The organism is Streptomyces sp. Alt3 (genome assembly GCF_030719215.1).
Classification (GTDB): Bacteria; Actinomycetota; Actinomycetes; order Streptomycetales; family Streptomycetaceae; genus Streptomyces; species Streptomyces glycanivorans.
The window spans coordinates 5,254,472-5,273,562 of sequence record NZ_CP120983.1; the positions used below are offsets into that span (position 1 = coordinate 5,254,472).

Genomic DNA, 19,091 nt, shown 5'->3' on the forward strand with positions numbered 1-19,091 from the left:
CCCTAACCTAACAATGTTCGCGTCCTTCGCCCCCGGGGTGTCCGTCACAGGAACCCCACAAGACACGCAGGGGTGTTACGCCGCGACCCGCGCCGCCTGCTCCCTCAGCTGCTCCTCGCTCAGCCCGCGCCGCCAGTAGCCGGTGAAGGTGACCCGGCGGCGGTCGAGCAGCCTCTCCCGGACGAAGTGGCGGCGCAGGGCCTTGACCCCGGACGACTCACCGGCGATCCAGACGTACGGGGTGCCCTCGGGCAGTTCCTCCGCGCGCACGGCGTCGACGGCGGAGGGAGCGCCCTCCGCCCGCACGAGCCAGGTGATGCGCACGTCGGCCTCGGTGCGGATGTCCAGACGGTCCAGGCTGTGCGGGACCTCCAGCCAGGCCCGGGCCTTCGTGCCGGCCGGCAGCCATTCCAGTGCGGCCGACGCGGCGGGCAGCGCGGTCTCGTCGGCGCAGATCAGCACGCAGCCGGTGTCCTGCGGCGGCTGGAAACGGACGCCGTTGTTGGCCTCACCGGTGGGGCCCAGGACGGTCAGACGCTGCCCCGGTACGGCGGCCTCGGCCCAGCGGCAGGCGGGCCCGCCGTCCTCGTGGAGCGCGAAGTCGATGTCGATCTCGGTCGAACCGTCCGGGGCGTACCGCTGGGCGCGCACGGTGTACGACCGCATGACCGCCCTGACGTCGGCGGGCAGGGCGCGCCAGGCCGGGAACCACTCACCGTTCCCGTCGACCGGGACCACGGCCTCGGTCTGGCCCGGATGCGGCAGGAAGACCGAGAGGCTCTGGTCGCGGCCTCCGGCGACGAAGCCGTCGCACCCCGGCCCGCCGAAGGTGATCCTCCGCATCGACGGGCTCAGCCGGCTGGTCCGCAGGACCGTCAGGCCGAAGAACCGGAAGGGGGCGATGGCGGGTGCGGTCGCGGTCGTCATACGAGGGTTCCTCCCGGGAGGCGGAGCGGCGGATGACGGCCCGGCCCGGAGACGCTCCGGGCCGGGCCAGGGGATCAGCCGACCTTCTTGGCCTTCTCGATGGCCTCGGCGAGGGCGTCGAGGATCGGGGCGCACTTGTCGTAGGAGTAGATGGGCTCCGTCGTGCGCGGGATGACCTGACCGGCCTTCACGGCGGGCAGTCCGGCCCAGGTCGGCTTCGAGGTCAGGGCGTCGGGCTGGAGCGCGGAGGAGCGGTTGTCCATCATGATGATGTCGGCGTCGTACTTGTCGACGTTCTCCCAGCTCAGCTCCTCGAAGAAGCCTGCCTCGTTGACCTTCGGCTCGACGAACTGCACGCCGAGCTCCTGGAAGTACAGGGTGTCCGCGGACGTCTTGGCGAGCGAGACGTAGAACAGGTCCTGACTGGCCGAGCCCACCAGGACCTTGATGTTCGGCTGGGACTTGGCGGCGGCGCGCAGCCGGGCCGCCGCCTTCTCGAAGGCGGCCTTGGCGTCGGTGACCTTCTTGGCCTTGACGTCGGCGCCGAGGGAGGCGGCGAGGTCCTCGTGGCGCTGGATCGCCTTCGGGACCGTGGTCTGGGCGGCCCACAGGGCGACGCTCGGGGCCAGCTTGAGGATCTTGTCCTTGGACTGGTCCGGCACGTACCAGAGGGCGTCCTTCTCCCACATGGCGGTGACGAGGAGCTCCGGTGCGAGCCCCGCGTACTTCTCGACGTTGAACTCGCCCCAGACGTTGCCGAGTATCTCGACCTTGCTGATGTCGAGGTCGCCCGCCTGCACGTCGGCCTTGCCGTCCGAGGTCTTCGTCGGGCCGAAGACGCCCTTCACCTCGACGCCGTAGTCGTGGAGCGCGGCGGCGACACCGATGAACGCGACGATGTTCTTCGGCGTGGACTCGGCCTCGGCGGTCTGCCCACGGTCGTCCTCGAAGGACCAGGGGCCGGATTTCTCCGCACCCGAACCCGAGGCGGAGCCCTTCTCGTCACTGTCACCGCATGCCGCGAGGACGGCACCGAGACCGACGGCGCCACCGACGGCCAACAGGCCGCGGCGGGAGAGTGAGCTGGTCCGGAGGACGGTCATGAGTGAGTCTGCTTTCGTACGCGCCGCAGGGCGCCCGCTGACGATTCGAGGGAAGGCTAGCCTAACCTCACATATGGCGGGCGAGGAGGGCAAGGGGCAGCGGCCGTTCCGTTACCCGCGCGCGGAAGAGCCTCCCTTCCCCGGCGGGGAGGGAGGCTCTTCCGGTGTCCCCTGGAGCGCGTCCGTCAGGCGTCCATGCCCAGCTCCCTGGCGATCAGCATCCGCTGCACCTCACTCGTGCCCTCGCCGATCTCCAGGATCTTGGAGTCGCGCCACATCCGTGCCACCGGGTACTCGTTCATGAAGCCGTACCCGCCGTGGATCTGCGTCGCGTCCCGGGCGTTGTCCACCGCCACCGTCGACGAGTACAGCTTCGCGATGGCCGCCTCCTTCTTGAACGGCTCACCCGCGACGAGCCGCGAGGCCGCGTCGCGCCAGCCGATCCGGGCCATGTGCGCCCGGGTCTCCATGTCCGCGATCTTGAACTGGATGGCCTGGTTGGCGCCGATCGGCCTCCCGAAGGCGTGCCGCTCCTTCGCGTACTTCAGCGACTCGTCCACGCAGCCCTGCGCCAGGCCCGTCGACAGCGCCGAGATGGCGATCCGGCCCTCGTCCAGGATCCGCAGGAACTGCGCATACCCGCGGCCCTCCTCACCGAGCAGGTTCGCCGCCGGGACGCGGACGTCGGAGAAGGACAGCTCACGGGTGTCCGACGCGTTCCACCCGACCTTGGAGTACGGGGCGGCCACCGTGAAGCCCGGGGTACCGGACGGGACGATGATCGCGGAGATGCGCGGGGCGCCGTTCTCCTTGCGGCCGGTGACCGCCGTCACCGTCACCAGCTCCGTGATGTCCGTACCGGAGTTGGTGATGAAGCACTTGGAGCCGTTGATCACCCACTCGCCGGTGGCCTCGTCCAGGACGGCCGTCGTCCGTGTGCCGCCCGCGTCCGAGCCGCCGTCCGGCTCCGTCAGCCCGAACGCGCCCAGTGCCTCTCCCGCGCAGAGCTTCGGCAGCCACCGCTCCTTCTGCTCCTCGGTCCCGAACCGGAAGACGGGCATGGCGCCGAGCGAGACGCCGGCCTCCAGGGTGATCGCCACGGACGAGTCGACCCGCGCCAGCTCCTCCAGGGCGATCCCGAGGGCGAGGTAGTCCCCGCCCATGCCGCCGTACTCCTCCGGGAACGGCAGGCCGAACAGGCCCATCCGGCCCATCTCCCGCACGATCTCGTAGGGGAACTCGTGGCGCTCGTAGAGGTCGCCGATCTTCGGGGCGATCACATCATGTGCGAACTCCTCTACGGTACGGCGCAGTTCCTCGTGCTCGGCGGTCAGCCGGTGGTCAAGGGACATGGGTGCTTCACTCCTTGTGGGACAGCGCGCGGACGGTACGGGACGGGCTCGGGCGGCCCAGCTGCTCGGCCATCCACACGCTTGTGGCGGTGAGTGCGCCGAGATCGACCCCGGTGTGCACACCGAGACCGTCGAGCATCCACACGAGATCCTCGGTGGCGAGATTGCCGGTGGCGCTCTTCGCGTACGGGCAGCCGCCGAGGCCGCCCGCCGAGGCGTCCACCGTCGTCACCCCGTGCTGGAGCGCGGCCAGGGTGTTGGAGAGCGCCTGGCCGTACGTGTCGTGGAAGTGCACCCCGATCGTGTCGGTGCGCACGCCAGCGTCGTTCAGCGCGGACAGCAGCTCCCGCACATGGCCCGGGGTGGCGACGCCGATCGTGTCGCCGAGGGAGAGCTCGTCGCAGCCGAGGTCCATCAGGGCCTTCGCGACCCGGACGACCTGCGCGACGGGGACCGCGCCCTCCCACGGGTCGCCGAAGCACATCGACAGATAGCCGCGCACGTGCACCCCGGCGTCCTCGGCCCGGGCCACCACCGGCTCGAACATCGCGAGCGACTCGTCCACCGTGCGGTTGAGGTTGCGGGCGGCGAACGTCTCGGTGGCCGAACCGAAGACGGCGATCCGGCGGGCGCCGAGCGCGAGCGCCCGGTCCAGGCCGCGCTCGTTCGGCACGAGGACGGGGAGCGCCACGTCCCCGACGTCGGCGATCTCACCGAGCATCGGGAACAGCTGCTCCGCGTCCGCCAGTTGGGGCACCCACTTCGGGTGCACGAAGCTGGTCGCCTCGATCGTGGAGAGCCCCGCCTCCGCGAGCCGGCGGACGAACTCCGCCTTCACCTCGGTCGGTACGACGGACTTCTCGTTCTGAAGTCCGTCGCGGGCGCCGACCTCATGGATGCGCACCCGGCCCGGGAGCCCCTGGGCGGGCACCGTCATGGGCAGTCCGGTGTCGGTCACGATTCCTCCCTCGGGGCCACCACGGCCAGGATCTGGTCCATGGCGACCGTGGCGCCGGCGATGACGTCCAGTTCGGTGACCGTTCCGGCGTGCGGGGCGGAGATGACGTGCTCCATCTTCATCGCCTCGACGACCAGCAGGCTCTGCCCGGCCACGACCTCGTCCCCGACGGCCACCTTCACCACCGTGACCGTCCCGGGCATGGGCGCGGCGAGCGTGTCCGCGCCGGACCGGCCGGCGCCACCGAGGGACGCCTGGACCGGGTCGTGGTCCTGGACGTGCCAGGTGTCGCCGTCCCGTCCGAGCCAGACCCCCTCCGGGGACGACGCCCGGCTGAACGTGTGCGTCAGGCCGTCGAGTTCGATGACGACGCGCGCCCCGGACGCCTCGACGAGCCGGGCACTCTCCGAGCCGGGCAGCGACGGCACCGGCCCGCACGCGTCCGCCCGCTCCTCCCGGTCCCCGGCGTGGCCGAACGTCAGCGAGGCCGAGCCCGCCGCGCCCTTACGCAGTCCCACGCGCACCGGGTCGTGGCCCGGCACCCGGAAGTGGTGGAAGGTCTCCGCGGGGGTGCCGCCCAGCCGCCAGCCGCTCGGCACCGAGAACGGGTCCACCCAGCCGGCCGCGGGCACGGGGGGCGGCTGCCGCAGCAGCGCCGCCACCGCGTAGACCTCCTCCGGCACCCCCTCCGGCACCAGGCCGCCCGCCTCGCGCTCCACGAGGCCGGTGTCCAGGTCGCCCGCGGCCACCGCCGGATGTGCCAGCAGCCGCCGCAGGAAGCCGGCGTTCGTCGGCACGCCAAGCACCACCGTGTCCGCGAGGGCCGCGCGCAGCCGGCGCAGCGCCGTGGGCCTGTCCGGGCCGTACGCGATGACCTTCGAGAGCATCGGGTCGTAGGTGCTCCCGACCGGCACGCCCTCGCTGAGCCCCGAGTCCGTCCGCAGCCCGCCGCCCTGCGGCTCGTGCAGGGCGAGCACCGTGCCGCCGGACGGGAGGAAGCCGCGGGCCGGGTCCTCCGCGCAGACCCGCGCCTCGACGGCGTGCCCGGTGAGGGTGATGTCGGCCTGGGCGTACGGCAGGCGGACGCCGGAGGCGACCCGCAGCTGCCACTCGACCAGGTCGAGGCCGGTGATCAGCTCGGTGACCGGGTGCTCGACCTGGAGACGGGTGTTCATCTCCATGAACCAGTACGAGGAGGGGTCGTCGCCCGGGACGATGAACTCGACCGTTCCCGCGCCCACATAGCCGCAGGACCGTGCCGCCTGCACGGCCGCCTCGCCCATCGCGGCCCGGGTCCGCTCGTCGAGCAGGACCGAGGGAGCCTCCTCGATGATCTTCTGGTGACGGCGCTGGAGGGAGCACTCGCGCTCGCCGAGGTGGACGACGTTGCCGTGGCCGTCGGCCAGGACCTGGATCTCGATGTGGCGCGGCCGGTCGATCCACCGCTCCACGAGGAGCGTGTCGTCACCGAACGAGGCGCGCGCCTCGCGCCGCGCCGCCGCGATCTCGTCGGCCAGCAGCGCCTCCTCGCGCACCAGCCGCATGCCCTTGCCACCACCGCCCGCCGAGGGCTTCAGCAGGACGGGCATCCCGATCTCCCGGGCGGCCGCTCGCAGCTGGGCGTCGGTGAGCCCGCTCCCGGAGGAGCCCGGCACCACCGGGACGCCGGCCGCGGCGACGGTCTCCTTGGCGCGGATCTTGTCGCCCATCAGCGAGATCGCCGGGGCGGGCGGCCCGATGAAGACCAGCCCCGCCTCCGCGCAGGCCTGCGCGAAGCCCGCGTTCTCCGCGAGGAAGCCGTAGCCCGGGTGGACCGCCTCGGCGCCCGTGCGGCGGGCGGCGTCCAGCAGCCGCTCCACCGACAGATAGCTCTCCGAGGCGGGCGCGGGCCCGATGCGTACCGCCGTGTCCGCCTCCCGGACGTGCCGGGCGTCCGCGTCGGCGTCGCTGAAGACGGCCACCGACCGCACGCCGAGCTCGCGCAGTGTCCGGATGACCCGGACCGCGATCTCGCCACGGTTGGCGACCAGAACTGTGCTGAACATGGAAGTCCTCACATCACATCCGGAAGACGCCGAACTGGGGGTCGCCCAGCGGGGCGTTGGCACACGCGGTCAGAGCGAGTCCCAGCACCTGCCGGGTCTCCGTCGGGTCGATCACACCGTCGTCCCAGAGCCGGGCGGTGGCGTAGTAGGCGTTGCCCTGCTGCTCGTACTGCGCGCGGACCGGATCCTTGAAGGCCTCCTCGTCCTCGGCCGGCCACTCCTCGCCGCGGCCCTCGATCTGGTCCCGCTTGACGGTGGCCAGCACGGACGCCGCCTGCTCGCCGCCCATCACCGAGATCTTGGCGTTCGGCCACATCCACAGGAACCGCGGTGAATAGGCCCGGCCGCACATGGAGTAGTTCCCCGCGCCGTACGACCCGCCGACGACGACCGTCAGCTTCGGTACCCGCGTGCACGCCACGGCCGTCACCATCTTGGCGCCGTGCTTGGCGATGCCCCCGGCCTCGTAGTCCCGGCCGACCATGAAGCCGGAGATGTTCTGGAGGAACACCAGCGGGATGCCGCGCTGGTCGCACAGCTCGATGAAGTGGGCGCCCTTCTGGGCGGACTCCGAGAACAGGATCCCGTTGTTGGCGACGATGCCGACGGGGTGCCCGTGGATGCGGGCGAAGCCGGTGATCAGCGTCTGGCCGTACTCCGCCTTGAACTCGGCGAAGCGTGAGCCGTCCACCACCCGGGCGATGACCTCCCGCACGTCGTAGGGCGTACGCGAGTCGACGGGCACCGCGCCGTACAGCCCGGCCGGGTCGGCCTTCGGCTCCTCGGCGGGCTCCACCGACCAGGGGAGGGGGCCCCGCTCCGGGAGGGTCGCGACGATGTTCCGTACGATCCGCAGCGCGTGCGCGTCGTCCTCGGCCAGATGGTCGGTGACCCCGGAAGTACGGGAGTGCACCTCGCCACCGCCGAGCTCCTCCGCCGTCACCACCTCACCGGTGGCCGCCTTCACGAGCGGCGGGCCGCCCAGGAAGATCGTGCCCTGGTTCCGGACGATGACCGCCTCGTCGCTCATGGCCGGGACGTACGCCCCGCCCGCCGTGCAGGAGCCGAGCACTGCCGCGATCTGCGGGACGCCGGCACCGGACATGCGGGCCTGGTTGTAGAAGATCCGGCCGAAGTGCTCCCGGTCGGGGAACACCTCGTCCTGCATCGGGAGGAACGCGCCTCCCGAGTCGACGAGGTAGAGGCACGGCAGCCGGTTCTCCAGGGCCACCTCCTGGGCGCGCAGGTGCTTCTTCACCGTCATCGGGTAGTACGTGCCGCCCTTGACGGTCGCGTCATTGGCGACGATCACGCACTCGCGGCCGCTGACCCGGCCGATCCCGGCGATCACGCCGGCCGCCGGCGCCGCGCCGCCGTACAGCCCCTCGGCCGCGAGAGGCGCCAGCTCCAGGAAGGGCGAACCAGGGTCGAGCAGCGTGTCCACCCGCTCCCGGGGCAGCAGCTTGCCGCGTGCCACATGCCGGGCGCGGGCCTTCTCACCCCCGCCGAGCCGTGCCGTGGCGAGCCGCGTGCGCAGCTCCTCGGCGAGCGCGTGATGCGCCGCCTCGTTGGCCTGCCAGGCCTCCGAGGCGGGATCTGCCGCGCTCACCAGGACCGGTGCCTGCTGCATCCTGTCGAGCCCCCTTGCCCGTACCGCAGTAGTCCGATGGGAGTTAGTGAACGTTAACGAACGCAGCTCAGGTTAACGAGCGCTAACCCGCCTGTCTAGAATGAATCCTCATGAGCACCCATGCCGCCGCCCGTGTCGCGGCTCCCACCCGCCGCGAGCAGATCCTCAGGGAGGCCGCCCGCCTCTTCGCCGAGCGCGGCTTCCACGGTGTCGGGGTCGACGAGATAGGGGCCGCGGTGGGGATCAGCGGCCCCGGCCTCTACCGCCACTTCCCCGGCAAGGACGCGATGCTCGCCGAACTGCTCGTCGGCATCAGCGAGCGCCTGCTGGCAGGCGGCAGGCTGCGTGTCACCGAGGACGGCGCCTCCCGCGGCGGTTCCCCGGACGCCCTCCTGGACGCCCTCATCGAGGGCCACATCGACTTCGCACTGGACGACCGCCCCCTGATCACCCTCCACGACCGCGAGCTGGACCGTCTGCGCGACACGGACCGCAAACGCGTGCGCCAGCTCCAGCGGCAGTACGTGGAGGTCTGGGTCGACGTCGTACGCGCCCTCTACCCGGCCCTCGCGGAGAACCAGGCCAGGGTCACCGTCCACGCGGTGTTCGGCCTGCTGAACTCCACCCCCCACCTGACCCGCCCCGAGGCCCTCCCGGACCGCACGGCCACGGCCGCCCTGCTGCACCGCCTCGCGCGCGGCGCCTTCGAGGCGGCGGGTTCGTAGCACCCGCGCGGGACCCGTACGGGCGCACTCGGGATCCCGCCGGTCGAGACACCGGGCACACACCGCGTACCCGACGGCACAATGGGTGCATGCCGATACCCAGCCGCGCCGCCCTCGTCGAGCACCTCGTCCGCACCCGTATCGCGGGCGACGTCGCCACCCCCCGCGACAACAACCTCTCCCACTACCGCCAGCTCGCCAACGGCAACCGCCATTTCTGGCTGGGGCTGGAGCTCGGTGACCGCTGGACGGACGAGCAGGACGTGCTGGCCGTGATGGCCGAGAGATGCGGGGTCAACGACGACCCGGAGCACCGGCAGGGGCAGGACACCATCGACCCGGAACTGACGGTCGACGCCCTCGACCGGATGGCGGCCCGGCTGCGCAAGGCGGCCGCGGACGGGGAGCGGGTGCTGCTCGCGACCGGTCACCCCGGCGGGCTGCTCGACGTGCACCGGCAGACCGCGAACGCCCTGCGGGAGGCCGGATGCGAGATCGTACGGATCCCGGGCGGCCTGATGGCGGACGAGGGCATGGTCTTCCAGTTCGCCGACGTCGCCGTGCTGGAGCGCGGCGCGACCCTCTGGCACACGCACTCGCCGGTGCCGATGGCCGCCATCCTCGACGGCCTGGAGCGCGAGGGCCGGCCGCGGCCCGACCTGGTCGTGGCCGACCACGGCTGGGCCGGATGCGCCGGGCAGCGCGGGATCGACTCGATCGGCTACGCGGACTGCAACGACCCCGCACTCTTCCTGGGGGAGGCGGAGGGCACCCTCCAGGTCACGGTGCCCCTGGACGACCATGTCGCCGACCCGCGCTACTACGACCCGATGACCGACTACCTGCTGGACGCGGCCGGGCTGCTCCCCTCCGTCTAACGGGAGTGACGCCGGTTCGTGACCCGCGCGCCTCACCGCGGTCGTCGCCCCCGCCCCCTCACGGCGAGGCGCGGGGGCGGTTCTCCTCGCGCCAGTCCCGGGGCGAGACGCCGTAGGCCTTCTTGAACACCTTGCTGAAGTGAGTCGCGTCCACGAAGCCCCAGCTCCGTCCGACCGCCGCTATGGTCCGGGCCCTTCCCGCGGGGCCGGCCAGCTCCCGCTTGCACTCCTCGAGGCGGTGCGAGCGGATCCAGTCTCCGAGGGCGATACCCGACCGGGCCAGCACCGTGTAGAGGTGACGTACCGAGATGTCGTGCGCGGCGGCGATCCGTGCGGCGGACAGGTCCCTGTCGGCCAGGTGCGCGCGCATGTACCGCTTGATCCGCAGGCCCAGCGTGGCCTCCAGCGGCGCCCTGGCCAGGTCCTGGCTCCCGAGCTGGGTCGCCACGACGGCACGGACGAGTTCGATGCTGGGTTCCGCGACCGCGTCCGCGTACGAACCGCTGTGCAGCTCTTCGCTGACGACCAGCTGGGAGAAGTACGTGGAGGCGAGGCCCGCCAGCGGATTGCCGGAGCCGAGGGTGACCGCGGTGACGTCCCGGAGTGCCCGCTCGGGAAGCGCGAGCGCCGCGCGGGGAAACCGGATGAAGTGATGGTGCACCCCCTCGTCGAAGAGGAGCGTGTAGGGCGTGACCGTGTCGTAGAGGGCGAAGTCCCCGGGCCTCAGCAGAGCCTGGCGGCCGTTCTGCGCCACCAGACTGGTGCCTGACACCTGCAGGCCGAGGAAGACGGCCGGCTCCTCGTCCTCCCGTGCCAGGCGCGGGGTCCGCCTGATGGTCATCGAGGTCGCTCGCGCCGAGCAGATCCCCAGGGGGCCCGCAGTGTCCAGCCCGATGTGAACCGCGAGGTCCTCGGGCGACAGGTGATGATCGATGTCGATCCGCACCAGGGATTCCCACACCGCGTGCCGGATCACCTCTTCACGGTCCCGCGCCGGGATGTCCGAGGTGTCCAGGACCGAGCTCACCGGAAAAGCCTTCGCCGGTGCGGGGCGCGAGATCCCCCGGATCCGTACGCCACGTCAGGTCCGCACGGTCCGTCAGGTCCGCACGGTCCGTCAGGAAACCCTCTGGCCCGTTCCTCCATGATCCACCCCTAGACACGCATGACCCGGGCAACAGGATGGCAGTGTTCCGCTACCCCGCGCAACGCTGTGGAGGGATCCCCGGCCTCCGCGCGCCGTCCTCGGCCAGGGGCGCTCGGACGACGGCCGGTGGGGTGACCGCCCCCGAACTCGCGCTGCTGACAAAGTTTTGCGCACGACCGACACAGTGCGCACCCCCTCTCCGCCCTAAGGTCTGTCGGGCAAGCCGCGACCGGACCGGAGGGGTCCGGACCGCGGCGCTCGTGGCTGATCCCGGCGGGGGCGGGGTTCGGCCCACGATGCGGCTGCGCTCCACCGGTCACGGGGGTGTGGAGCGCAGCCGCATCGAGCACCACCCGGTCACGCCGCGGGATGACGCGACGGTCAGTCCCGTCGCGGACGCAGGCGCACTGGGAGAGCCCGGTGCCCGTTGCTGATCAGCGAAGCCACCGGCCCCATGTCCCCCTCCCCGGGGGCGATCGCGGCGTCGGGGAAGCGGTCGAAGAAGGCTTCCAGCGCGATCTCGGCCTCCATCCTGGCCAGTGCCGCGCCCAGGCAGAAGTGGATCCCGTGGCCGAAGGCGAGGTGTTCCTTCGTGATCCGGGTGACGTCGAAGGCGTGCGGGTCCCGGTGCCAGCCGGGGTGGCGGTTGGCCGCGGCGTAGGAGGCGAGGATCGCCTCGCCCTTCGCGATGGTCCGTCCGTCGGGCAGCGCGATGTCGGTCACGGCGAACCGCAGGGGGAGGTGCTTCACCGGCGGCGAGTGACGCAGCGTCTCCTCCACGACGTCCGTCCACGACGCGCGGCCCGCACGGACGTGGGCCAGCTGGTCCGGGTCGGTGAGCAGGTGCGTCACGGCCTGGTCGATCAGATTGACGGTCGTCTCGTAACCGGCGTTGATCATCAGGAGGAGAGTGTCGCGCAACTCCTCCTCGGCCAGCCCCTGCCCGTCGGCGTTCTCCTCGCCCAGGGCGATCAGCACGGACGCCATGTCCTCACCGGGGGCGGCCCGCTTGGCGGCGATGAGCGCGTCGAGCATGGCGTACAGCTGCTCGGCGTTGGACGCGGCCTCCTCGGGGGTCAGGGTGGTGGAGAACACGTCGTTGACCAGGGAGCGGAACTCGGTGGCCCGGTCGTCGGGGACGCCCAGGAGCCGGCCGATGACCGCTATGGGCAGCGGATACGCCAACCGGTCGCGCAGATCGGCGACTTCACCGGCGGGGGTGGCCTCCAGGGCGTCCAGGAGCTGTTCCACGATGCCTTCGACGGTCGGCCTCATGGCCGCGACGCGCCGGGCGCTGAACGCGGGCGCGACGGTGCGCCGCAGACGGCGGTGGTCGCCCCCGTAGGCGGTGAACATGTTCGTCGCGGCGACCCACAGGGCCAGCGGCCAGGTCCGGACGGCCTCGTCGAAGCCGGGCCAGTGCCGGCGTCCGTCCTTGGACACCTCAGGGCTGGTCAGCAGTTGCTTGAGCAGAACCGGGTCGCTCACCGACCACGCCTCCACCCCGAGGATGTCGATGCGTGCGGCGGGACCCTGGGCGCGTAAGAGCTCGTGCTCGGCGTCCGCGTCACGGGCGGCCGGGTCGAGGACGATGGGGGCGGGATGCTGGGGCACGAACGGTTCTCCTCGGTAGGGAAAGAGATCGCCACGGTTCTACCCCTCGCGGCGAGCGCGGACCCCGCCTCCCGCAGCACCCTCACATTCCCGCGCGTGTCCGCCCCGCGCCCGGATCAGCCGCCCGGGCGCGCCGCCGCCCGCTGTGCGCGCCCCGGTGTCGGGTCCAGGTACACCCGCTGGATCGACGGGTAGCGCTCCCGCAGCTGCTGCTCCGCCTCCTCGCACGCCCACTCGATCTGCGCGGCCGTCGAGGCGTCCCGGAAATCGACCTTCGCGGCGACCAGCAGCTCCGAGGGGCCCTGGATCAGCGTGGTCAGCTCCAGCACCTCGACGACGTGCGGCACGGACAACAGTTCCTCGCGCACCCCGGCCCGCATGTCCGCCGGGAGCGGCCGGCCGATCAGCAGCTGGGCGTTGGACCGGCACAGCACCCACGCCACGTACACCAGCAGTACGCCGATGAGGATCGAGGCGATGCCGTCCCACACCGCCGAACCGGACAGCTGCCCGCCGAGCAGCCCGCCGGCCGCCAGCAGCAGCCCCGCCAGGGCCGCCGAGTCCTCCATCACGACGGCCTTGACCGCGGTGTCGGGGGTCCGGCGCAGATAGCGCGGCGCGGGCATCCGGAGCCGCGCGGCCTCCCCGCGCACCTGCCGTACCCCCGTGCGCAGCGAGAAGCCCTCCAGCAGGAAGGCCACCGCGAGGACGACGTAGGAGACGAGCGGATCGCCCAGCTCCTCACCCTTCAGCAGGGTGTGGATGCCGTCGTACAGGGAGAACACCGCGCCCCCGACGAACGTCGCGACGGCGGCGAGCATCGCCCAGATGTACCGCTCGGGGCCGTAGCCCAGCGGGTGGTCCTCGTCCGGCGGCTTCTCGCTGCGCTTCAGCGCGGTGAGGAGCATGAGCTCGGTGACGGTGTCGGCGACCGAGTGCGCCGCCTCCGACAGCATCGCGCTCGAACCGCTGATCAGGCCCGCCACCAGCTTCGCCACCGCGATGCCGAGATTGGCGGCCGCCGCGACGACGACGGTGGACGTGGACTCGCCGCCCTCGGTCTGCTCGTCACCCATGGTGGGCAGTATGTCCGAATGCTCGGCCTCAGTCCCTCGGGACGCGTACCAGGCCCTCCTGGATGACCGTGATGGCCAGCTTGCCGTCCGCCGTCCAGATCCTGGCCTGCCCGAGACCGCGCCCGCCCGACGCGGACGGTGACTCCTGGTCGTACAGCAGCCACTCGTCGGCCCGGAAGGGGCGGTGGAACCACATCGCGTGGTCCAGGCTGGCGCCCACCACGTCGCCGACCGACCAGCCGCCGCGCCCGTGGGCGAGCAGCACGGAGTCGAGGAGCGTCATGTCGGAGACGTACGTCGCCATGCAGACGTGCAGCAGCGGGTCGTCCGCCAGCTTGCCGTGGGTCCGGAACCAGACCTGGGAGCGGGGCTCGCGGGGTTCACCGGCCGTGGCGAACGGCGGCGCGTCGACGTACCGCAGGTCGACGGCGGCCCGGGCCTCCAGCAGCCGGTCCACCATGCTCGGGTCGGTGAAGCGGTGCGCGTGGCGGGGCAGCATCTCCGCCGCCGTCGGCAGGGTCTCCGGGTCCGGCGCCGGGGGCATGACCGCCTGGTGGTCCATGCCCTCCTCGTGGACCTGGAACGACGCCGAGAGGTGGAAGATCGGCTTGCCGTGCTGGACGGCGACCACCCGGCGGGTCGTGAAGGAGCGCCCGTCGCGGATCCGGTCCACGCTGTAGACGATCGGCGCGCCCGGGTCCCCGGGGCGCAGGAAGTACGCGTGCAGGGAGTGGGCGCCACGGTCCCCGGGGACCGTGCGCCCGGCGGCGACCAGGGCCTGGGCCGCGACCTGGCCGCCGAAGACCCGGGGCACGACCGCCGAACGGCTCGTGCCCCGGAAGATGTCCTGCTCGATCCGCTCCAGGTCGAGCAGATCGAGCAGGGATTCGAGTGCTGCGCTCATGGAGGAGAAACGTAGCCGCTCTCAGAGGCCCATGGACTTGGCGATGATCGACTTCATGACCTCGCTGGTGCCGCCGTAGATGCGGTTGACCCGGTTGTCCGTGTACAGGCGGGCGATCGGGTACTCGTTCATGAAGCCGTAGCCGCCGTGCAGCTGGAGGCAGCGGTCGATCACGCGGTGCGCGACCTCGGTGCAGAACAGCTTCGCCGATGCGGCCTCGGCGGGGGTGAGCTCGCCGGCGTCCAGGGCCTCGATCGCACGGTCGCAGACGGCCTCGGCCGCGTCGACCTCGGCCTTGCAGGCGGCCAGTTCGAACTTGGTGTTCTGGAAGGACGCGACGGTCTTGCCGAAGACGGTGCGGTCCTGCGTGTACTGCTGGGCGAACCGCACGGCGGCCTTCGCCTGCGCGTACGCGCCGACGGCGATGCCCAGGCGCTCCTGGGGGAGGTTCTGGCCGAGGTAGGAGAAGCCCTTGTTCTCCTCGCCCAGCAGGTCGTCGACGGGCACCTTGACGTCCACGAAGGCCAGCTCGGCGGTGTCGGAGACCTTGAGGCCCAGCTTGTCCAGCTTGCGGCCGACCGAGTAGCCCTCGGACTTGGTGTCGACCACCAGGAGCGAGATGCCGTGGCGGCGGTCGTCGGCCTTGGGGGCGTCCGTGCGGGCGCAGACGATGACCTTGTCGGCGTGCACACCACCGGTGATGAAGGTCTTGGCGCCGTTGAGGACGTAATGCGTGCCGTCCTCGGAGAGCTTGGCGGTCGTCTTCATGCCGGCCAGGTCCGAACCGGTGCCCGGCTCGGTCATGGCTATCGCGTACATGGACTTGCCGGAGACGAAGTCCGGCAGCCAGCGCTTCTTCTGCTCCTCGGTGGCGTACGCCTTGAGGTACGGAAGGCAGAGCAGGACGTGCACGCCGGAGCCGCCGAAGGAGATGCCCGCGCGGGCGGTCTCCTCGTACAGCACCGCCTCGAACTTGAAGGACTCCTCGCCGGCGCCGCCGTACTCCTCGGGCACCTCGATGCCGAAGATGCCCAGCTCGGCGAGCTTGTAGTAGAAGTCGCGAGGCGCCTGGCCCGCTGCGAACCACTCGTCGTAGACGGGGACGACCTCGGCCTCGATGAAGGCGCGGATGGTCTCCCGGAACGCCTCGTGGTCCTCGTTGTAAACCGTACGGCGCACGGGGTGCCTCCTGGTGTCAGCTTCGGCTTCGGTCGCAGTGGCTAAGCGCTTGCTCAGTCCTGGTCAAAAGTTACCCGGCGGTCACGGCGGCTGTCCAGGGTGATGCGCAGCACGCCCGGCTCCCCGCAGGGCCCGCCGGGGGCGGGTGGTCGCGGAGCGTGGCCGCCGCGAGCGCTGTGTGCGTCTCGATGGCGAGGGGCGGCGGGCAGGCGCACAGTGAGATGAGAGCCGGTGAGGACGCGAGCAGCCTCGCCGCATCGATTCTCTGTGAGGCAGTCATGGCTGAATTCGAGACCTCGGGCGGGAGTTCGGGGGAGAAGACGCGTGGCAGGACCACCATCGCGGACGGAGTGGTGGCCACCATCGCCGGCATCGCCATCCGTGAGACCGAGGGCGTGCACTCGGTGGGACGGGGAGCGTCCAAGGCGATAGGCGCGGTGGCGGGACGCGTGGGCGGGTCCTCCGGCGGAGGGCGCGGCGTGAAGGTGGAGGTGGGGGAGAAGCAGACCGCGGTCGACGTCGACATCGAGGTCGAGTACGGCATCCCCATCCATGAACTCGCCGACAAGGTCAGGACCCATGTGACCGACGCGGTGGAGACGATGACGGGCCTGGAGGTCGTCGAGATCAACATCAACGTCTTCGACGTCCACATCCCGGGCGACGACGACGATGACGACGAGGGGGACGGCGGCCGGTCCTCCGCGCGCGTGCAGTGACGACCGCCCCCGCGCAGTCCCACGCCCGCCGCCCGCGCACCCTCCACTGACTGTCAGTGGTGTGGTGCACCATCGGACCTGTGGATCACCGCGAGGACGTGATCCCACGGGCCGACGGCAGGGCGGGGACGGGGCATGGCTATCAGCGACCGGCGCATGGCGGAGTACGCGTTCCTGGGCGGGCTGTACCGGGACCCCTATTTCCCGGACCGTCTCGTCGACCGGGGCAGGGCCGTCCTGGTCCGGCTCTGCGAGCGCATCGAGGCGGAACACCCGGCGGACCTGGCCGCGCTGTACGCGCTCACGCACGCGGCGACCGAGGAGTTCAACGCCCTGGAAGCCGAGTTCGAGGCGGCGGGGAGCGAGATCGAGACGGTCGCCCGCGAGGAGATAGCCGAGGACTTCTGGTCGATCGCCATGGCCTACGGCTTCACCGGGGCGGATGTGGAGGAGCTCATCGCGACCCGGGACTGGTGAGGTCCCCGGGGAGCGTCGCCCGCCCGCCCGCCGTCACCGTGAGCCGGGCCTCCTGGGTGAGGTGTGACGACGGCCCCGTCCCGATCGCGAACTCACCGGGTTCCACGGCCCATTCACCGGCGTACGTGAACGAGGCCAGGGTGCGCGCGTCCACCGGGAAGGTGACGTCGGTGCTCTCACCGGGTGCCAGCTCCACCCGGGCGAAGCCGCGCAGTTCGCGCGTCCGGGGCCACGTGGTGCCGCCGAGCACCCGGCGCACGTAGAGCTGCACGGTCTCCCGCACCGGCCGGGCCCCCGTGTTCGAGACCCGCACCTCGCAGACGACGGGCGCGGGGCCGTCGTCCTGTGCGAACGCGTCGGCTGCCGCGGCGGCGCCGGACAGCCGGGGCTCCCCGTACTCCACCGTCGTGTAGGACAGCCCGTGCCCGAAGGGATGGCGGGCGGTGGCGGGCTGGTCGACGTAACCCCGGTAGCCGTGGTCCTTCCCGTTGTAGAAGACGGGCAGCTGGGCCGCCGAGCGGGGCACGGAGACGGGCAGCCGCCCCTGCGGTCCTGCCGCGCCGAACAGCACGTCGGCGACCGCCCTTCCGCCCCACGGACCCGGATACCAGGCACTCAGCACCGCCGCGGCCTTCCCGGTGAGGTCCGGCAGGGCGTGCGGCCGGCCCTGGACCAGCACCACGACCACCGGGGTCCCGGTCGCGGCGACTGCGTCCAGCAGCGCCGACTGGCCCTGCGGCAGCCCCAGCTCGGCCAGGTCGACGCCCTCACCGCAGGTCATCTCCACGGGATTGCCGGTCGAGACGACGGCCGCCCCGTTGGCGTCGAACCGCGTGTCCTGCTCACGTGCGCTCGAACCGCCAAGGACCAGCACCGCCACATCCGCCCCCGCGGCGAGTGCCACCGCCTCGGGAAGACCGGACAGATCACCGCCGACGAGGCCGCAGCCCCGGGCGTACCCGACCTCGGTGCCCTCCGGCGCCGAGGCACGGACACCCGCGAGCACGCCACCTCCGGTGCCGGGCCGCTGGGGAGCGGTGTAGTCGCCGATCTGCTGAGGTACGGAATCGGCGTTCGGCCCGATGACCGCGACGGTCCCCGCAGGGAGGTCCGCCAACGGCAGTGTCACCCCGTCGTGTTCGAGGAGGGTGACGCACTCCCGGGCCATACGCTCACTCAGCCGCTCCAGCCGGCCGGGGTCCGGGGCCCGCTCGACGGTGTACGGGCGCTCGAAGAGGCCGAGGCGGAACTTCAGCGCGAGGACACGGCCCACCGCCCGGTCGAGCACGGACTCCTCGACCAGCCCCCGCCGGACCGCCTCCCCGAGCCCGGGGTAGCAGTCGTCCCACAGGCTCAGGTCGGTCCCCGCCCGCAACGCCAGCGCCCCCGCCGCCACCGGATCACCGGCCATCCGCACCAGACGGTCCACCGCGAGCCCGTCGGCCATCACCAGGCCCTCGAAGCCCCACCGCTCCCGGAGGATCCCGGTCAGCAGGTGGTGGCTCGCCGCGCACGGCACACCGTCGAACTCGTTGTACGCCGCCATGAGACCCGCGGCCCCGGCCCGCACGCCCGCACGCGCCGCCACGAGATGGATCTCGTGCAGCTCCCGCGCGCCCAGCTCGGTCGCCGCGCTGTTCCGCCCGCCCACCGTCGCACCCTGCCCGGCGAAGTGCTTGAGCACCACGGCCGCACGGTCCGGCCCGATGGCCGCCCCGGCCGGACCCTGCACACCGCGCACCAGCGCCTCGGTGAACCGAGCCGCCAGATACGGGTCCTCGCCGAAGCACTCCTCCGCGCGGCCCCAGCGCGGATCCCGCACCAGGTCGAGTGCGGAGACCAGCGCGACATGGCCGCCGCGCGCCCTGAGCTCGGCGGCCGCGAGCCCGGCCGCCTCCTCGTACAGCTCAGGATTCCAGGTGGCGCCGACCGCGAGATTGACCGGCAGCAGAGTCCCGTCCAGGGCCTGAAGCCCGTGCGGCATCTCCTCGACCAGCAGGACCGGGATGCCGAGCCGGGTGTTCTCGACGACGTGCCGCTGCACCGCGTCGGACACCCGTGCCCCGTCCCCGGCTCCGATCCCCGTCTCCGCGGTCACGCCCGACCAGGGGTCGGCGCGCTGGAGCCCGTACAGCGCGCCCATCCCGTCGAAGCGCGCCACCTCCGCCCGGAACGCGTCCGTCAGCCGGTGACCCGACCCGGTGCGCTCATAGGCGTCCCAGCCGTACATCCGCTGGTTGACCTGGCCCACCTTCTCGGTGAGCGTCATCCGTGACAGCAGGTCGCGGACCCGGTCGGCGACGGGCATCTCCGGATCGCGGAACAGTGGTTCGGACATCGCGGCTCCTCAAGGGGTC

Annotated in this window: 16 protein-coding genes; 4 read left to right on the forward strand and 12 right to left on the reverse strand. The window is 71.8% G+C overall.

Features of this window, described 5'->3' with window-relative positions; all coding sequences use genetic code 11:
* Positions 1 to 75 precede the first annotated feature (75 nt).
* The 6 genes from P8A20_RS23195 to P8A20_RS23220 form a co-directional block, all read right to left on the reverse strand.
* Entirely contained in the window at positions 76 to 927 is an 852-nt protein-coding gene (locus tag P8A20_RS23195; protein ID WP_147963555.1) for a siderophore-interacting protein, read from the reverse strand.
* 74 nt (positions 928 to 1,001) lie between these two features.
* Complete coding sequence (locus P8A20_RS23200; protein ID WP_147963554.1) at positions 1,002 to 2,030, reverse strand: ABC transporter substrate-binding protein; 1,029 nt, start codon at positions 2,028 to 2,030, stop codon at positions 1,002 to 1,004.
* 185 nt (positions 2,031 to 2,215) lie between these two features.
* Entirely contained in the window at positions 2,216 to 3,382 is a 1,167-nt protein-coding gene (locus tag P8A20_RS23205) for an acyl-CoA dehydrogenase family protein (protein ID WP_306104181.1), read from the reverse strand.
* Positions 3,383 to 3,389: 7 nt separating this feature from the next.
* Positions 3,390 to 4,319, reverse strand: a complete 930-nt coding sequence (locus P8A20_RS23210) for a hydroxymethylglutaryl-CoA lyase (RefSeq protein ID WP_147964113.1) — start codon at positions 4,317 to 4,319, stop codon at positions 3,390 to 3,392.
* A 17-nt stretch (positions 4,320 to 4,336) separates the two neighbouring features.
* Complete coding sequence (locus P8A20_RS23215; RefSeq protein WP_306104182.1) at positions 4,337 to 6,385, reverse strand: ATP-binding protein; 2,049 nt, start codon at positions 6,383 to 6,385, stop codon at positions 4,337 to 4,339.
* Between the two features lie 13 nt (positions 6,386 to 6,398).
* Entirely contained in the window at positions 6,399 to 8,015 is a 1,617-nt protein-coding gene (locus P8A20_RS23220) for a carboxyl transferase domain-containing protein (RefSeq protein ID WP_147963551.1), read from the reverse strand.
* A 110-nt stretch (positions 8,016 to 8,125) separates the two neighbouring features.
* Between P8A20_RS23220 and P8A20_RS23225 the strand changes: the two genes are divergently transcribed.
* Complete coding sequence (locus P8A20_RS23225) at positions 8,126 to 8,740, forward strand: SACE_7040 family transcriptional regulator (RefSeq protein WP_147963550.1); 615 nt, start codon at positions 8,126 to 8,128, stop codon at positions 8,738 to 8,740.
* Positions 8,741 to 8,829: 89 nt separating this feature from the next.
* Complete coding sequence (locus P8A20_RS23230) at positions 8,830 to 9,618, forward strand: phosphatase (RefSeq protein WP_147963549.1); 789 nt, start codon at positions 8,830 to 8,832, stop codon at positions 9,616 to 9,618.
* Between the two features lie 58 nt (positions 9,619 to 9,676).
* Here P8A20_RS23230 and P8A20_RS23235 read toward each other — a convergent pair whose 3' ends face one another.
* The 5 genes from P8A20_RS23235 to P8A20_RS23255 form a co-directional block, all read right to left on the reverse strand.
* Positions 9,677 to 10,645: an AraC-like ligand-binding domain-containing protein gene (locus P8A20_RS23235; RefSeq protein ID WP_147963548.1), complete on the reverse strand. Its 969-nt coding sequence runs from the start codon at positions 10,643 to 10,645 to the stop codon at positions 9,677 to 9,679.
* A 501-nt stretch (positions 10,646 to 11,146) separates the two neighbouring features.
* Positions 11,147 to 12,379: a cytochrome P450 family protein gene (locus P8A20_RS23240; protein WP_147963547.1), complete on the reverse strand. Its 1,233-nt coding sequence runs from the start codon at positions 12,377 to 12,379 to the stop codon at positions 11,147 to 11,149.
* A 116-nt stretch (positions 12,380 to 12,495) separates the two neighbouring features.
* Entirely contained in the window at positions 12,496 to 13,455 is a 960-nt protein-coding gene (locus P8A20_RS23245; protein WP_306104183.1) for a cation diffusion facilitator family transporter, read from the reverse strand.
* A gap of 28 nt (positions 13,456 to 13,483) precedes the next feature.
* Positions 13,484 to 14,359 (reverse strand): acyl-CoA thioesterase, encoded by an 876-nt coding sequence (locus tag P8A20_RS23250; protein WP_147963546.1) that lies wholly within the window; start codon positions 14,357 to 14,359, stop codon positions 13,484 to 13,486.
* A gap of 21 nt (positions 14,360 to 14,380) precedes the next feature.
* Positions 14,381 to 15,538, reverse strand: coding sequence for an acyl-CoA dehydrogenase family protein (locus tag P8A20_RS23255; RefSeq protein ID WP_014156144.1), 1,158 nt, complete (start codon positions 15,536 to 15,538; stop codon positions 14,381 to 14,383).
* A 278-nt stretch (positions 15,539 to 15,816) separates the two neighbouring features.
* On the opposite strand from P8A20_RS23255, the gene P8A20_RS23260 reads away from it, so the two are divergent.
* Positions 15,817 to 16,257 (forward strand): Asp23/Gls24 family envelope stress response protein, encoded by a 441-nt coding sequence (locus P8A20_RS23260; RefSeq protein ID WP_147963545.1) that lies wholly within the window; start codon positions 15,817 to 15,819, stop codon positions 16,255 to 16,257.
* A gap of 135 nt (positions 16,258 to 16,392) precedes the next feature.
* Positions 16,393 to 16,734 carry a DUF5713 family protein gene (locus P8A20_RS23265; RefSeq protein WP_147963544.1) on the forward strand — a complete coding sequence of 114 codons (342 nt, stop codon included), beginning with the start codon at positions 16,393 to 16,395 and terminating at the stop codon, positions 16,732 to 16,734.
* Here P8A20_RS23265 and P8A20_RS23270 read toward each other — a convergent pair.
* Positions 16,712 to 19,072, reverse strand: coding sequence for a glycoside hydrolase family 3 N-terminal domain-containing protein (locus P8A20_RS23270; RefSeq protein ID WP_306104184.1), 2,361 nt, complete (start codon positions 19,070 to 19,072; stop codon positions 16,712 to 16,714). The two genes, P8A20_RS23265 and P8A20_RS23270, sit on opposite strands and share 23 nt — an antisense overlap.
* Between the last annotated feature and the right edge of the window lie 19 nt (positions 19,073 to 19,091).

Excerpts from the sequence above, each read along its gene's own strand:
- P8A20_RS23270 (WP_306104184.1), bottom strand. The coding sequence starts at position 19,072 with ATGTCCGAACCACTGTTCCGCGATCCGGAGATGCCCGTCGCCGACCGG.
- P8A20_RS23250 (WP_147963546.1), bottom strand. The coding sequence starts at position 14,359 with ATGAGCGCAGCACTCGAATCCCTGCTCGATCTGCTCGACCTGGAGCGG.
- P8A20_RS23260 (WP_147963545.1), top strand. The coding sequence starts at position 15,817 with ATGGCTGAATTCGAGACCTCGGGCGGGAGTTCGGGGGAGAAGACGCGT.
- P8A20_RS23205 (WP_306104181.1), bottom strand. The coding sequence starts at position 3,382 with ATGTCCCTTGACCACCGGCTGACCGCCGAGCACGAGGAACTGCGCCGT.
- P8A20_RS23225 (WP_147963550.1), top strand. The coding sequence starts at position 8,126 with ATGAGCACCCATGCCGCCGCCCGTGTCGCGGCTCCCACCCGCCGCGAG.
- P8A20_RS23245 (WP_306104183.1), bottom strand. The coding sequence starts at position 13,455 with ATGGGTGACGAGCAGACCGAGGGCGGCGAGTCCACGTCCACCGTCGTC.
- P8A20_RS23215 (WP_306104182.1), bottom strand. The coding sequence starts at position 6,385 with ATGTTCAGCACAGTTCTGGTCGCCAACCGTGGCGAGATCGCGGTCCGG.
- P8A20_RS23220 (WP_147963551.1), bottom strand. The coding sequence starts at position 8,015 with ATGCAGCAGGCACCGGTCCTGGTGAGCGCGGCAGATCCCGCCTCGGAG.
- P8A20_RS23200 (WP_147963554.1), bottom strand. The coding sequence starts at position 2,030 with ATGACCGTCCTCCGGACCAGCTCACTCTCCCGCCGCGGCCTGTTGGCC.
- P8A20_RS23210 (WP_147964113.1), bottom strand. The coding sequence starts at position 4,319 with ATGACGGTGCCCGCCCAGGGGCTCCCGGGCCGGGTGCGCATCCATGAG.
- P8A20_RS23230 (WP_147963549.1), top strand. The coding sequence starts at position 8,830 with ATGCCGATACCCAGCCGCGCCGCCCTCGTCGAGCACCTCGTCCGCACC.
- P8A20_RS23195 (WP_147963555.1), bottom strand. The coding sequence starts at position 927 with ATGACGACCGCGACCGCACCCGCCATCGCCCCCTTCCGGTTCTTCGGC.
- P8A20_RS23265 (WP_147963544.1), top strand. The coding sequence starts at position 16,393 with ATGGCTATCAGCGACCGGCGCATGGCGGAGTACGCGTTCCTGGGCGGG.